This window comes from Nocardia sp. NPDC051929, assembly GCF_044548645.1.
Classification (GTDB): Bacteria; Actinomycetota; Actinomycetes; order Mycobacteriales; family Mycobacteriaceae; genus Nocardia; species Nocardia sichangensis.
Map to the genome: position 1 here is coordinate 1 of NZ_JBIUCG010000027.1, position 14,810 is coordinate 14,810.

Genomic DNA, 14,810 nt, shown 5'->3' on the forward strand with positions numbered 1-14,810 from the left:
GGTTCCTAGACAGCTCCACTTCACAGCCGGAGGCCTTCACCTGTCAGCCGGACTCACCACAGTGAGTAGGCCGGACAACCTCCCTGGACATCACAACTAGCCGCTTCCCGCACCGGGCAGACGCACGGTGAATGCGGTGTGGCCGGGTTCGCTGGCCACCGAGATGTCACCGCCGTGCGCCTTGACGACCGCCGCGACGATCGCCAGACCGAGGCCGGTGCTGCCCGCCCGCCGGGAGCGCGACGAGTCGCCGCGCGCGAAACGCTGGAACACCGTCGGCTGCAAGGTTTCCGGGATTCCGGGTCCATCGTCGGTCACCCGCAGCACGGCTCCTCCGTCGCCGTGGAATTCCAGCGAGGTGAGCACCGTTGTGCCAGGGCCGGTGTGGACCCGCGCGTTGGTCAGCAGGTTCGCCAGCACCTGATGCAGCCGGGCCGCGTCACCGGTGGTCACCACCGGCTCGTCGGGCAGCTCCAGATCCCAGTGATGTTCTGGCCCCGCGATGTGCGCGTCGCTCACCGCGTCCACCGTGAGCTGGGTCAGATCCACCGGTTCGTGTTCGAGCCCGCGCCCGGAATCCAGCCGGGCCAGCAGCAGCATGTCCTCGACCAGACCCGTCATCCGCCGGGACTCGGACTCCACCCGGGCCATCGCATTGGCCACCTCGCCGGGCACCTCGGCTCGTTTGCGTTGCGCCAGTTCGGCATAGCCGCGGATGGCGGCCAGCGGGGTGCGCAGCTCGTGGCTGGCGTCGGCGAGGAATTGCCGGACCCGGGTCTCGCTGTCGTGGCGTGCCGACAACGCACCCGTGATGTGATCGAGCATCCGGTTGACCGCCGCGCCGAGCTGTCCGACCTCGGTGCGCGGATCGGCGTCCGCGACCGGAACCCGGACGGGCACTACCACCTCGCCGCGCCGCAGTTCGAGTCCGGCCACCCGCGCGGCCGTCGCCGCGACCCGATCCAGCGGCGCGAGAGCGTGCCGGATGAGCCAGATGCCGACCAGTGTCGCGACGATCGAGACGACCGCCGTGACGATCGCCAAGATCAACAGAACACGCAACAGCGTCGCGTCGACGGCGGTCAACGGCAGGCCGGTGACGACGATGTCGCCCGACCAGGTGGTGTCCGCGACCACTCGATACCGGCCTTGGCCGCGGAGATCGACGTCGACCGGCTTCCCGTTGGCCGCCACCGCGGCGAGCTGCTCTTGCGCGGCCCGCGACAACGCTTCTTGAGTGCCGTCGGCCGCGTTGCGGCCCGCCTTGGCGACGTTACCTTCGTGGACGATGGCGCCGATCATGTCGGGCTGGATACCGCGCCGGTTGAGGAAGTCGGGTCCCGGGCCGTTGTTCGGCGGCGGTGGCGGGGGTGGAGGCAGCGGCGGCGGCTGCTCACCGCTGGGGCGGGGGCCCAGGCTCGGGCCACCGCCGACCTCGCCGAGCGAACGCTTCTGCACATCGATCAGTTCGGTGTCGAGTTGGTGTACCAGGAACTGGCGCAGCGCGAATTCGGTCGCGGCGCCGATACCGACGACCACGATCACCAGTAACAGCACCTGCCCGACCAACAGCCGTGCCCGCAGCGACCAGCGCCGTGGCATCAGCACCCGGCGCGCCGCCTCAGCCTGCGGGCTTGAGGACATACCCGGCACCGCGCAGGGTGTGGATCATCGGCGCGCGTCCACTATCGATCTTCTTCCGCAAGTAGGAGACATACAGCTCGACTATGTTGGACCGGCCGCCGAAGTCGTAACTCCACACCCGATCCAAGATCTGTGCCTTGCTCAGTACCCGTTTCGGGTTGCGCATGAAGAACCGGAGCAATTCGAACTCGGTGGAGGTCAAGACGATCACATCGCCCGCTCGGGTGACCTCGTGACTGTCTTCGTCCAGCACGAGATCACCGACCACCAGCTGCGCGTCACTGTTCTCGGTGGCGACGCCGGTTCGGCGCAGGAGCGAGCGCAGCCGCAGCACCACCTCCTCGATGCTGAAGGGCTTGGTGACGTAGTCGTCGCCGCCCGCGGTCAGCCCGGCGATGCGGTCCTCGACCGAGTCCTTGGCGGTCAGCAAGAGCACCGGCAGGTCCGGATATTGTGCGCGTAGTTTGCCCAGCACCTCCAGCCCGGTCATGTCCGGCAGCATCACATCGAGCACAACCACATCGGGGCGGGCCCCGCGGGTCTTGGCGACGGCGGTCCGGCCGTCACCCGCGGTAGTGACCTCCCATCCCTCGTAGCGCAACGCCATCGACATCATCTCGGCCAGAACGGGCTCGTCGTCGACCACGAGCACGGTGATCGGGCTGCCGTCGGCGCGGCGCATGACAATTCGTTCGGCCGGCCCGTTCCCGGTGGTCGTCGCGGACATCGTTTCACCATGGCGAGTAACGCTTGGGGTCCGCTGTGGTGCGGCTATGTGTTTGCTGTGAGGGTGCGACCAGCGGAAACGGGCTCGCGCGGCGGAGGTGCGGGTATGCGAAGCCGGTCGGTTCACAGCTGGCACATAGCTTCCGCCAACGAGGGACAAATGTTGAGACTCAACGATTCTCGCGTCGGCCGCAGAGCAGTGGCCGACGGTTTCGGACCTGATCCGACAACAGGAGGAACGCAGATGAGTTTCACATCGAAGCTGGCAATGAGCGCCGTGGCCGGTGCGCTCGCGCTCGGCGCCCTCGGCATCGGAGCCGGTGTGGCCGGCGCTGATGCGCCCCAGGGCCAGGGACCGGTGCCCGGACAACAGTGCCCGCCTCCCGGCGATCACCAGGGTCCTCCGCCCGGTGATCACCAGGGCCCGCCTCCTGGCGATCACCAGGGTCCTCCGCCCGGTGATCACCAGGGCCCGCCGCCCGGTGACCGTCAGGGTCCTCCGCCCGGTGATCACCCGGACGGCCCGCCGCCGCAGTGCCAGCCCGGACAGTGATCCGCTGCACCTCACAACACATGAGCTGAACAACTGAACAGATCGAGCGCGGCGGCGGACCGAACGTCCACCGCCGCGCTCGCGGTCCACTGTGGCGTTCGCCTGCCCGGGACGAATGCGGCTCGGTGCACACCTGGTGGAGCAGTGCGTCCCGATCGCGGTGCACCGATGAGCGGGCAGAAGATCGCGGGTGCCGATCAGCGATGGTCATTCGAATGTTCAGCCGTTTGATCACATCGACTGCCAGGGCCTCTCGATTCGGCGGATAATCCTGCTGTGGGTTGGCATTGGGGGGTTGATGACCGCAAGCAGAGACGATGAGGCCGGTCGCGAGCCGGGTGGGACTCGCTCGGATCTGTCGGGCAGCGCCGGCGATGTGGTGCAGGCCCGAGACATCGCCGGTGGGATTCACTTTCATCCTCCTGGCCGAAGCGCGGGCGGTGAGACTGTGCCCGTTCCCGCCCAGTTGCCGGCGGATGTCCGCGGTTTCGTCAACCGACTCGGAGACATCGAGCAGCTGGACGGCCTGCTCGAGAATGGCTCAGAGAGGATTGGATCAGCCCGGGTGTGTGTGCTGACCGGGACTGCGGGGGTGGGGAAGACCTCGCTTGCCGTGCACTGGGGGCATCGAGTCCGGGGCCGGTTTCCCGACGGTCAACTGTATGTCAACCTCCGCGGATACGACCCTGGTGAACCGATCACCGCCGGCCAAGCGTTGGAACGATTTCTGACCGCATTGGGAGTTGCCCCGGCGGCGTTGCCACCGGATCTGGAGACGCGGAGCGCGTTGTTTCGCTCGCTGCTCGCGCAACGCCGGGTGCTGATCGTTCTCGACAATGCGGCCACGGTCACACAGGTTCGTCCCCTGCTTCCCGGTGCCGGGCGCTGTCTGGTCTTGGTTACCAGCCGTTCCCGGCTCTCGGGCCTGGTCGCCCGCGACGGCGCGCATCGACTGACCCTCGACCTTTTCGACGAATCCGCGGCCGTCGCACTCCTGTACGAGACCGTCGATGGATATCGTTCCGGCGATACCGAACAGGACATCGCCGAACTCGCCCAGCTGTGTGCCCGGCTGCCGCTGGCGCTGCGGATCGCCGCCGAGCGCGCGGCGGTGCGACCGCATATGCCGATGGGTGAACTGATCGGCAACCTTCGAGACGAGTCACATCTATGGTCCGCGCTGTCGGCCGAGGATGACGATGAGGCCGACGCGGTGCGGACGGTATTCGCCTGGTCGTATCGAGCATTGCCTGCCGAGGTCGCGCGCATGTTCCGGCTGCTCGGATTGCATCCCAGTCCAGAATTCTCGGTCCATGCCGCGGCGGCCATTGCCGCTGTCCCTGTCGCCGAGGCGAGCCGGCTCTTGGACGTACTTGTCGGAGCGCACCTACTCGATCAAATCGGCCACGACCGTTACCAGTGCCATGACCTTTTGCGCGCCTATGCAGTAGACCAGGTCGGGCACGAGGACACCACCGAGGGCCGTGACGCCGCCATCGAGCGAGTCCTGGCATGGTACGTGCACACGATCGCGAACTGCTTGACCAATCTACCGATCCGCCTCGTCGAACCGATTCAGGATATCCACCCCGACGCGCCGCCGGACAGTGTTCAACCGTTGGTATTCACAGACTCCGGCGTGGCGTCGGCCTGGTTCGATGCCGAACGCGCCAATTTCGTTGCTTGTGTGCGACTGGCCGTCAAGAGCGGCAAGAATCGAACGGCCTGGCAGATCCCGATCTTGCTTCATCGGCTGTTCCCTGTGATCAACGCCTTCGACGACTGGTTGCTCACCACGGAACTCGGGCTCGAAGGCGCGCGACGGCTGAACGACAGCGCGGCCGAAGCGCTACTTTTGGAGTCGTTGAGTATGGCGTATCGGCAGAGTCATCATCTGGACGAAGCCGAAGCGACGGGCCGGTCAGCGCTCGAGCTGTTCCGGCAGATCGGCCATCACCGGGGCGAAGCACTGACCTCGAATCTGCTGGCACTCATGAGCATCTCCGCTCGGCGACCGAATCTCGCCTACGCGTATCTCGATCAAGCGGAGATGCTAGCCGAACAGTACGACCACTCCGACATCGTCGTGATCGTGCTGGCAAACCGACTGTGGGGTTACATAAATTTCGACCAGTTCCAGGAAGCCTACGATAGTTCGAAAGAACTCATCGGCTCAGGCCGTTTCTCAGACCACCCTACACATGAAATTGTCGCCCTGATAAGCGTCATGCGCGCCGCTCACAAATTGGGCCGATATGACGAGGCTGCTCGCTGGGCTGAGACAGTACTCACGAAGTCGCCTTCGAAACTGGGCGAAGCGACCATCCTTCTTTATCACGGCGACATCCAGAAGGACAGCGGTGACCTCGAGTCGGCGCTGGTCACGTATCACCGTGTGGTGGTCACCAGTCGGCAATTCGGCGATCGCAACCGGGAAGCGGATGCGCTCGATGCTACAGGCGTCACCTACGGGCTGCTCGGCCGGTGGGATGAAGCGGCGAGCTTCCACCTAGAGGCGATTGCGCTTTACCGCAGTATCCACAGTAGGTGGGGTACGGCAGTGGCGCTCGACCACCTCGCTCACGTGTCGGTCGAACTCGGGAAGCCGGATGATGCGGCGCGTTACTGGAGCGAAGCATTGTCATTGCTAGACGAATTCGACGATGCGGCTGCGGCATCATTGCTCGACTCGATCGAATCATCCCTTCGGGGGTCCCCTTCGCCGAATCATGGATCAGACGGTCCGGTCGACGCATAGACACAGGAACATGGCGCCCGATGCTCTGCATCTTCGAGCCCCGATACATGTAGGAGGACAGATGGACCCGATTTCCTTGAGCGTGTTGCTCGCATTGATCACGCAAGCGGCGGCGGGGGAGGCCGGTAAGAGTGCGTGGAACGGGCTGGCGCGTTTGACGCGGCGTGCGTTCGGTGACGAACATCGCGCGGATCGCGCACTGCAGCGAGCGCAGGACGATCGCGACGGTGCGATCGACTTGGCCGGGCATTTGATGAACGGTGCCGCTGCTGATCCGGTTCTCGCAGACCTCATTCGCACCTGGATCGATCACACTCAGCAAGCCGCTGCCGACGAGGCTGTGATCAACACGATCGGCGGGCAAGCCCAGGTCCACGGGCACGTCGTACAGGCGCGCGATATCGGAAACGTCCAGCTCGGCGGACGCGACAACCCCGCTGTGTAGATCCTCTCCTCGGCGTGATCGGTCGTTTTCTTCGAGATCCATATACCGCAGCCGAGTGCCGGACCGTCACTTACGCGGTGGATCGCGGCCTCCCCATAGGGTTGTGACCGACGGGCGGGTCCGCCGAAAGGAGTTGCCGATGGACGCCGAACACTTCCTGCCTTTCCGTAAGAGCGCGGTGATATCGCTGTGTGCCGACGAACTCCCCGAAGCGGAGCGCGAGTCGTTCGTGGAGTTCGCGCGTCTGCTGGCGGCGTTGGTGCACAACGAGTTCCATGTGCGCGGTGAGGCTGTGCTCGATGCCTATCAAGTGGTCGATCCAGCGGAGGACGAACGGGCGATCCGTCTTGCCACCCCCGAGCACCGGGCCGCCGCGCGGGCGCGGGTGGAGAGCGAGCTGGTCGCGCTGGCCGAGTCGGCGGATTTCACGCGCATCGATGCCGCTGAGATCGATCGCGCGTTCGCCGAGCACTCGCTGGTGAAGGTGCGATTGGAAGTCGACGCGGACGACATCGAAACGGCGATGTTCTTCCGCCGCGGGGTCGCGCAGCGCACCGAGCAGGTGCGGTGGCTGTTCGGTCTACGGCGGCGCAGCATCGAATTCACCAGCTACGGCAAGGTTCTGGTGTACGTCGCGTTCACCGAGCGCGCGGAGGCGGTCGCGGATCGGCCCAACGGCGGTGTGCTGCTGAAGTTGTTCCAGAACGTCCCGAGAAACGACCTCGAGATGCTGTATCCGAGCGTTCGCGTGCGGATGCGGCCACTGGACAAACTGCTGATCGGTGTGCCCGCGGTGGTCTCGGGGATCGTCGTGGTCGCCACCAAGCTGGTCGCTTCGCTGGGGCCGCTGCTCTTGCTGCTGGCGTTCTGGGTGGGGTTGCGCGAGGAATCCGTGCGGCTGGATCAAGCCACGCTGGTGACCCTCGGCGCCGGGTTGGCTGCCTTCGGCGGCTATCTGGTGCGTCAGTTCTCCAAGTTCAAGAACCGCAAGATCAAGTTGATGAAGACGCTGTCGGAGCATCTCTATTTCCGCAACCTCGACAATGATGCGGGAGTGTTCCACCATCTGCTCGGTGCCGCCGAGGATTCGGAGGTGAAGGAAGCCGTGCTGGCATACCACTTCCTGCGCACCGCCGATCGGCCGCTCACCGCCACCGAACTCGATCGGCGCGTGGAGGACTGGTTCCGGCGGCAATGGGGGACGACCTTCGATTTCCAGATCCGCGACGGACTGCGCAGACTCCGGAGGTGGGAACTTCTCGTCGAGGACGAGCACGGCACGCTGAGCGCCGTGCCGCCGACCGAGGCGAAACAGCGGCTCGACCATCACTGGGACAACCTTTTTTCCATGTCCGCCAACCGGCTGACGAAGGCGTGAGCCTGTGCAACCAGGCCGCCGAGCCGACGGTGTCGGCGGCGAGTTCGGCGAGCTTGTTCGAATGCTCAGTGAACTGCGGCTGACGCGAACACAGGCCTATTCAGGAAACCGGCGGCCAACCGACCGGCACAGTTCAACCACTGCTCACGGAGTGGCACGGTTGTCTCGACAACGTCGAGCCCGTCGAACATAGGTTTCGTCGATGCGTCTACCGGCGAGCGCATTTCGGGATCATGCCGTTATGGACGTGCCCTCGAGCGCGTCTACACGATGCGCGGCGAGGACAACGGCACCCAGTCGAGCGGAGTCAGGGCCGTTTGATCACCGCCGCGGGCAAGGGCTTGACATTACCCCAGGGGCAGGGTTCGAGCATGGTGGCATGAACGAGATGAACACGGAATTGCCCGAATTCGTCGCGGCGTCGGCCGGAACGTTGGGCGTACCGGGTGTCGCGGTCGGGGTGACGGTCGGCGGTCGAGAAGACTTCGCTTGCCACGGGGTTACGAGTGTGGTCAACCCGCTTCCGGTCGACCGGGACACGATGTTCGTGGTCGGGTCGGTGAGCAAGACGTATACGGCGACCGCATTGCTGCGGTTGGTCGCCGAGGGACGGGTGGAGTTGGACGCGCCGGTGCGGCGGTACGTCCCGGAATTCGCCCCTGCCGATGCGGCCACGGACGAGATCACTGTGTTGCGGCTGCTCAACCATACGGCCGGGTTGGAATGGAAGCTCGGCGTCGACACGGGCGAAGGAGACGACGCTTTGGCACGGCACGCGGTGAAACTCGCCGAGGCGCGGCTGATCGCGGAACCGGGAGGGCGGGCGTCCTACAGTCAGGCGGGGTTCAATCTGGCAGGCCGGGTCGTCGAGAACGTCACCGGGTCGACCTTCGAACGGGCGGTCGCGTCGCTGTTGTTCGAACCGCTCGGGCTGACACACAGCTGTTATTCCGTCGACGACGTCATGACCCGGCGGTTCGCGGTGGGTCACAACGTCGACGCCGACGGTGTGCTCGCCGTCGCCCGGCAATGGAAGGACAACCGCGCGAACAATCCCGGCGGTGGCGTGGCGACGTCTGTCCGCGATCTGCTGCGCTGGGCGCGGTTCCACCTCGGCGACGGCCGGACCGAGGCAGGCGAGCGCATCCTGCCCGCCGAACTGCTGCACCGGATGCGGGAGCAGACCGTGGAGCTGCGCGGGAGCACCCTGGGTGACGCGCTCGGGATCTGCTGGTTCCTGCGCGAGGTGAACGGTGTCGCGACCATCGGGCACGGCGGGTCGGGCAACGGTCAGTTCGCCGACTTGCTCATCGTGCCGGAGCGCGATTTCGCCGTCGCGGTGACGTCGAACGCGGGCCCGGACACGGGGCTGGCGTTCAACCGGACCGTGGTGAAATGGGTGCTCGAACACTACCTCGGTGTGGTCGAACGCGATCCGGAGCCGCTGCCCTACGACGTGGCGCGGGCAGGGGAGATCGTCGGGCATTACGAGAACGAGATGATGCGGCTGACGCTCGACACCGACGGGGCAAGGTTGACGATCGAATGCGCCATCAAACCCGAGATCCGTGCCGCCGCGGTGACCGATCTGCCGCCCGACCTGCCACCGGCTACCCTCGGCCTGCTGGCCGGCGACGCGGACGAGTACATCGTCACCGAAGGCGGTCTGCAAGGTCAACGCGGGTTCTTCACCCGTGACGATTCCGCCGCCGTGACCGGAATCGATCTCGCCGGGCGCTTGTTCGCCCGGGTGCGATGACGGCGGCGGGCACCGAAGGGAGACAGGCGTGATCACGATCGGGCAGCTCGCGCGGTATGCGGGCGTGACGATCAAGGCCGTGCGCGTCTACCACGAACGCGGCCTGCTGCCCGAGCCGCCGCGCGACTCCTCCGGCTATCGCCGCTACAGCGCCGAGGACGCCATCGATCTGGTCAAGATCAAGACATTGGCGCGATCCGGCGTGCCCCTGGCGCGGATCAAGGAATTGCTGACCGGAATTCCGACGAGTTCGCGGCGGCGATCGCCGAGATCGACCGCATGCTCGCCGAACGCGCCGAGGAGATACGCCGCACCCGCGAGCAGATCGCCGAACTGGGCTCAGGCGATCGTCTGTTCGTGTCCGCCGATGTCGCCGAATACCTCGCGCGCCTGCGCGAACTCGGGGTGAGCGACCGGGCGGTCCGGATGGAGCGCGACATCTGGATTCTGCTGCAATCGGTCGCTCCGGAACAGGCGTCGGACTGGGTCGCCGACAAGCTCGACGCCATCGACGATCCGCGATTCCGGGCCATCTACCTCGACTACGACGCGGCATTCGACTGGTCCCCCGACGACCCGCGGCTGGTGGACCTCGCCGACCGCACCCGCCGGTGGATCATCGGCAGACGCACCGGAGCCGGCCGGACCACCCCGGCGCTGGATCCGAAACTGGTCCGCCTGGTGAACGAATCCGTCGGAGTCACCTCGCCCGCCTGGGAACGGCTGACGAAGATCGCGCAGAAGGCGACCACCGAGTAGCAACCGCCCGGATCGGCTCGGCAATCGCATTGCGGTACAGCTGTTTCGAGAGTGCGTTACTGTCCTGCGGACCCGTGCGCCGGCGATCCGGACTGCTCGGGCGGTCATGTCGTACTCCGGAATCGAGGCAAGCGTATGAACCACAAGCTCTGGTTGCTCGGACGGTCCGTCACGGTCGGTGCTCACATCATCGGCGAGAAAGTGTTCCGGCCGAAGGCGCGCGACGTCGAGGACGTCCCGGTGTCGGGTGAGACGCTGACCCCACAGTGGCTGACGGCCGTGCTGTGCCGCGATGTCCCCGGGGCCGAGGTGCTCTCGTTCGAAACCGCGAACGGCAGCCGCGGAACATCGACCCGCGTCGCGATTCGCGTCGACTACAACGACGCGGGACGGCAGGCGGGCTTGCCGACCGACCTCTTCGCGAAGACGACGACGGCCTTCTCGCAACGCATCCTGCTCGGTGGCGGAAAGATGATCGACGGCGAAACCCGTTTCTTCCGTGACTTCCGCCCCCAGGTCGACATCGAAGCGCCGATCGGCTACTGGGGTGCCGCCGATTCGGCGTCCTGGCGATCGATCGCCTTGATGGAAGACATCGCCTCGACCCGTGGTGCGCAGTTCGTCGAGCCGAACGCCCCGGTCGCCCGGGACCAGATCGAAGACCTGGTGCGCAATCTGGCTCGACTCCACCGCACCTTCTGGAATCACCCGTCGATCGCGGACCTCAAGACCACCACCGAGGCGCTGCGGGCATACCTCGCCGCCATCGACATGAAGAAGCGTTGCGAGGTCGGTCTGCGCCGCGCCGCGGCGGTGGTCCCGGAGGCCCTGCACGACCGAGCCGACCGGCTCTGGGCCGGTGTCGAGCGGGCGATCGACAACGCGACGAACGAGCTTCCGCAGACTCTGTTGCACGGTGACCCGCACATCGGGCAGACATATCGAACCGCCGCCGGGCGAATGGGATTCGTCGACTGGCAGGTGGTGATGCGGGGAGGCTGGGCACACGACTTCGCCTATACCGTGAATTCGGGATGCGAGCCCGAGGACCGGCGTGCTTGGGACCGTGAACTGCTGGCGGCCTACCTGGACGAACTCGGAGCCCTCGGCGGCCAGGCGCCGTCGTTCGAGGACGCGTGGCTGGCGTACCGGCAACAGTCCATGTTCGCGTACGCGGCGTGGGCGTTCACGATCGGCAGGGCGGCGTATCAACCCAAGATGCAGCCGGTGGAGACTTGCCTGACGCTGTTGAAGCGAATCACCACGGCCATCGACGACCACGACTCACTGGACGCTCTCGGCGTCTGACCCCGAGTTCGTCCACTGCCTCCGTGTTGTCGCGGCCGGGTCGATTCCGGCCGCGCAGCGGATCGGCAGGCATTCTGCGAAGCTTGTTCTCGTCCGCGGTGAGGGTCACGGTCCACGCGCGCTATACCATCGCTTGGTTCCGGCACAGTCGCCGTGAGTTCGCTCCAGTGCAGTGTCCAGGCAGGGAGCGGTGGTTCAGCAGTCACGTTGTGCAACACCAATGTTTGGAGTTCGCTCTTTGAGTACGCCGCAATCTCATGCTCCGGCTGGGTCGTGCCCGGTCCTCCACGGCTCGCCGATCGAATCCGACGAACAGCGAGTGCCCATGTACTCGCCCGAGTTCGCGGCCGATCCGCACCGTGTGTACCGCGAGATGCGCAGGCGCTATGGGTCTTTGGCGCCGGTGGAGTTGGCCCCCGGCGTCCCGGCGACCTTGGTGATCGGCTACGGCACCGCGGTGCGGATCCTCAACGATCCCGACCATTTCCCGGCCGACCCGCGCGCCTGGCAGAAGAACATCCCCGCGGATTGCCCCATTCTTCCCCTGCTGGAGTGGCGGCCCATGGCCAGTCGCAGCGCCGGGACCGACTTCACCCGCTACCGTGGGGCGATCACCGCCAGCATCGATGAGGTCGACCTGTATGCCCTCCATTCCGTCGTGGAAGGACTGGCCACCCCGCTGATCAACTCGTTCTGCGAAGACGGGTCCGCCGAGCTGATCCGCCAGTACGTGTTCCCGCTCGTCTTCCAAGCGGTGAACTATCTGCTCGGCTGCCCGCCGGAGATCGGGGCGCAGGTCGCCGCCGGTACGGCCGCCCTCCTCGAGGGTGTCGACGCCGAGAAGGGCAATCAGATGCTCGGCGAGGCGCTGATGAGCCTCGTGACACTCAAACGCGCCGAACCCCAGCGCGACATCACCTCGGTACTGCTGCGGCATCCCGCCCGGCTCGACGACGTCGAGGCGTCGCACCACGTGTCCCAGGTGTACGGCAGCGGCATCGAATTCCAGCTGAACCTGATCACCAACACCCTGCTGCTGATCCTCACCGACGAGCGCTTCGGCGACAGTATCCTCGGCGGAAACCTGTCGTCCCGCGATGCCATCGACGAGGTCTTGTTCAACGACCCGCCACTGGCGAACCTGCTGATCACCTATCCCCGTCACCCGATCCTCATCGACGACGTCTGGTTGCCCGCGCATCAGCCCGTCGTCATCAGCATGGCCGCGTGCAACAACGACCCCGCGATCCGCACCGGCGACTTGACCGGCAACCGCTCCCACCTGGCCTGGGGTCTCGGCCCGCACGCCTGCCCCGCGCGTCCGCTGGCCTACCTGATCGCGCAAGAGGCCATCGACCAACTCCTCGACGCACTGCCGGAGATCGAACTGAACCTGCCGAACCGAACTCCCGAGTGGCGACCGGGCCCCTTCCACCGCGCCCTGACCGAATTGCCGGTCACCTTCCCCCCGACCTCTCCGCTGAACATCTGACGCAACGCTGTCGAGGCTTGCGGCCTGCGGCCGTCATACGACAGGTGCGCGCCGCTACACACCCGACGACAGTTGGCGGCGTGAGGTGCTGACCGCTCTCGATCGGGCGGAACTGCTTCTGCTGGCGTGGCGGGCCCGGACCGGGTCTGCTATCCGCCCGGTCTACGAACGTGCGGGTCGCGCGATGCCGGGACTTCCCTCCGACCACTGGCCGCGCTCGGAAAGATCGTTGTCGCCGTACGGTCACCGGGCTTCGCCGCGACCCCGCTCGAGTGCGGCGGGGTCGCACGTACGCACCGTGATCATCAACTGGCGCTACCCCGCGATCGGCCGGACGTGAGGCGGCCGGTGGGGGCCGCCAGGAGTGCGGTCGGCGGGGATGCTGGTGGCGCTGGCCGCGTTGCCGGGGGTGAGGTTGGTCTGGCCGCCGGGAGTCAGGTTGGTTTGCGGCCCGCATGCCAGGTTGGGCCAGGAGCAGGTCGGTAGGTTGGGGTCCTGGCCGGCCTGGGCCACGCCGGCCGTCAGCAGCCCCATGCCCAGCAGGGCGGGTGCTGCGGCGATCGCCAGGGCGCGGGCGAAGCGGCGGGTGCGGTGGGTCGAGCGCTGGTCGATGGTCATATGGGTGCTCCTTCGTGTCGGTGTGGCGGGAAGGTCCCGCTGTCGTCATTTATGACGCTGTCCAGACTCATCGACGCTGGTCCGGGCCGAAAGGACACCCAGGGTGCGCGGCAGCGCACCCTTCTCGTGGTTCGATCCCACCAAGGTGTCGGGTTCCGGTTGCCCACGCGGACACCTTTGCGCGTCGTCCACGGCATCGCGTTCTCGATCAGCACGGGCGGCGACATCGTCTGCGGCCGCGGAATCGGGACCGCCGAGGATGGCGTATCGGGATACAGCAGCCTGGCAATCGGCGGCGACCGCCGACTCCGCCGCATTGGCCGGGCGAGCGGAGTGGACCGACTACAAGGCGATCATCCTGCAGGCCACGCGCTGATCTCCGGATCGAAACGAATGCCGGTCACCCAGCGCGTGAACACGATGGCCCGCAACAGTTTTCGGCGATCGCTGCGGGCTCGCTCTGCCGACACGCCATCAAACGTGGGAGAGCTGCTCGCGCAGCACCGTACTCAAGGTGACGGGTTCGCGACCGAGCAGGGTGGCCAGTGTCGGGTCGACAGTGGCGAACTCGCCGACTCGGCTGGCGGCGAAGATGCCCAGCAACTGATCCGCCCGCTGCGCGGGAACGCCTTGGCCCACCAGCTCATCCCGGAACTTGTCGTCGGGTGTCGTGGTCCTCGTCACGGCGCGGCCCGTGATCTCGGTGGCGATACCGGCGATGTCGTCGAAGGTGAGCGCTTGCCCTCCGGTGAGCGGCGGCGTGGGGCCGTCGAAGCGGCCTTCGTCGGCCAGGATGGCGGCGGCGGCTTCGGCGAGGTCGGCGTGCGCGGTCCAGCTGAACGGCCCGTCCGCGGGGAGTTCGAGCTGACCGGATTCCACTGCGTGGCCGAGGAAGTGCGCCGCGCTGGTGGCGTAGAAGCCATTGCGCAGCGACGTGAACGGCACACCGCAGGCGCGTAGTGCGTCCTCGGTGGCGGCGTGATCACGGCACGCCTGGAAGTGCGACGAGGCACTGGCTCCCATCTGGCTGGTGTAGAGGATGCGCCGGGCGCCCGCGGCGACGGCCGCTTCGATCGCGGTGCGGTGTTGTTCGACGCACTCTTCGCCCATTTTGTCGACGGAGACGATGAGTATCTGAGAGGCGCCCTCGAAGGCGTTGGCGAGGCCGGCGGCGTCGGTGAAGCTTCCCTCGCGTACCCGTACCCCTCGCTCGGCGAACGCCCGCGCTTTTCGCGGGTCGCGGACGCTGACGCCGACTCGGTCCGCCGGTACGCGCGTCAGCAGTCTCTCGACGATCTGACGTCCCAGCTGTCCGGTGGCTCCGGTCACGATGATCACGATGCGCTCCTGTGTTACGGCGATGGTTCCAA

13 protein-coding genes are annotated in these 14,810 nt (G+C 66.4%); 9 read left to right on the forward strand and 4 right to left on the reverse strand.

Annotation, left to right across the window (positions count from 1 at the left end):
• Positions 1 to 96 precede the first annotated feature (96 nt).
• Positions 97 to 1,644 (reverse strand): sensor histidine kinase, encoded by a 1,548-nt coding sequence (locus ACIHAX_RS31095; protein ID WP_397281216.1) that lies wholly within the window; start codon positions 1,642 to 1,644, stop codon positions 97 to 99.
• The gene (locus tag ACIHAX_RS31100) at positions 1,622 to 2,326 is read right to left on the reverse strand and encodes a response regulator transcription factor (protein ID WP_364436537.1); all 705 of its coding nucleotides are present in this window, start codon (positions 2,324 to 2,326) and stop codon (positions 1,622 to 1,624) included. The genes ACIHAX_RS31095 and ACIHAX_RS31100 overlap by 23 nt, the downstream gene beginning before the upstream one ends.
• 328 nt (positions 2,327 to 2,654) lie before the next feature.
• On the opposite strand from ACIHAX_RS31100, the gene ACIHAX_RS31105 reads away from it, so the two are divergent.
• The 9 genes from ACIHAX_RS31105 to ACIHAX_RS31145 all read left to right on the forward strand — a co-directional run bounded on the left by ACIHAX_RS31105 (position 2,655) and on the right by ACIHAX_RS31145 (position 12,822).
• A complete protein-coding gene (locus ACIHAX_RS31105) occupies positions 2,655 to 2,960 on the forward strand; it encodes a hypothetical protein (protein ID WP_364436481.1) in 306 nt (101 codons plus the stop codon).
• Positions 2,961 to 3,113: 153 nt separating this feature from the next.
• Positions 3,114 to 5,681, forward strand: coding sequence for an ATP-binding protein (locus ACIHAX_RS31110; protein ID WP_397281218.1), 2,568 nt, complete (start codon positions 3,114 to 3,116; stop codon positions 5,679 to 5,681).
• Positions 5,682 to 5,742: 61 nt separating this feature from the next.
• On the forward strand, positions 5,743 to 6,126 hold the full coding sequence (locus ACIHAX_RS31115; RefSeq protein WP_397281220.1) for a hypothetical protein: 384 nt from the start codon (positions 5,743 to 5,745) through the stop codon (positions 6,124 to 6,126).
• Positions 6,127 to 6,265: 139 nt separating this feature from the next.
• The gene (locus tag ACIHAX_RS31120; RefSeq protein WP_397281222.1) at positions 6,266 to 7,504 is read left to right on the forward strand and encodes a TMEM143 family protein; all 1,239 of its coding nucleotides are present in this window, start codon (positions 6,266 to 6,268) and stop codon (positions 7,502 to 7,504) included.
• A 379-nt stretch (positions 7,505 to 7,883) separates the two neighbouring features.
• Entirely contained in the window at positions 7,884 to 9,263 is a 1,380-nt protein-coding gene (locus tag ACIHAX_RS31125) for a serine hydrolase domain-containing protein (protein ID WP_397281224.1), read from the forward strand.
• A gap of 28 nt (positions 9,264 to 9,291) precedes the next feature.
• Positions 9,292 to 9,672, forward strand: coding sequence for a MerR family transcriptional regulator (locus tag ACIHAX_RS31130; RefSeq protein ID WP_397281226.1), 381 nt, complete (start codon positions 9,292 to 9,294; stop codon positions 9,670 to 9,672).
• Positions 9,621 to 10,022 (forward strand): hypothetical protein, encoded by a 402-nt coding sequence (locus tag ACIHAX_RS31135; protein ID WP_397281228.1) that lies wholly within the window; start codon positions 9,621 to 9,623, stop codon positions 10,020 to 10,022. The genes ACIHAX_RS31130 and ACIHAX_RS31135 overlap by 52 nt, the downstream gene beginning before the upstream one ends.
• Before the next feature lie 135 nt (positions 10,023 to 10,157).
• Positions 10,158 to 11,330, forward strand: coding sequence for an aminoglycoside phosphotransferase family protein (locus ACIHAX_RS31140; RefSeq protein WP_364436491.1), 1,173 nt, complete (start codon positions 10,158 to 10,160; stop codon positions 11,328 to 11,330).
• 325 nt (positions 11,331 to 11,655) lie between these two features.
• Positions 11,656 to 12,822, forward strand: a complete 1,167-nt coding sequence (locus ACIHAX_RS31145; protein ID WP_356965521.1) for a cytochrome P450 — start codon at positions 11,656 to 11,658, stop codon at positions 12,820 to 12,822.
• Positions 12,823 to 13,137: 315 nt separating this feature from the next.
• On the opposite strand, the gene ACIHAX_RS31150 is transcribed toward ACIHAX_RS31145, so the two are convergent.
• Together ACIHAX_RS31150 and ACIHAX_RS31155 are read right to left on the reverse strand one after the other, a co-directional pair.
• Positions 13,138 to 13,440, reverse strand: coding sequence for a hypothetical protein (locus ACIHAX_RS31150; RefSeq protein ID WP_356965520.1), 303 nt, complete (start codon positions 13,438 to 13,440; stop codon positions 13,138 to 13,140).
• A gap of 474 nt (positions 13,441 to 13,914) precedes the next feature.
• Entirely contained in the window at positions 13,915 to 14,778 is an 864-nt protein-coding gene (locus ACIHAX_RS31155; protein ID WP_364436498.1) for an NAD(P)H-binding protein, read from the reverse strand.
• Between the last annotated feature and the right edge of the window lie 32 nt (positions 14,779 to 14,810).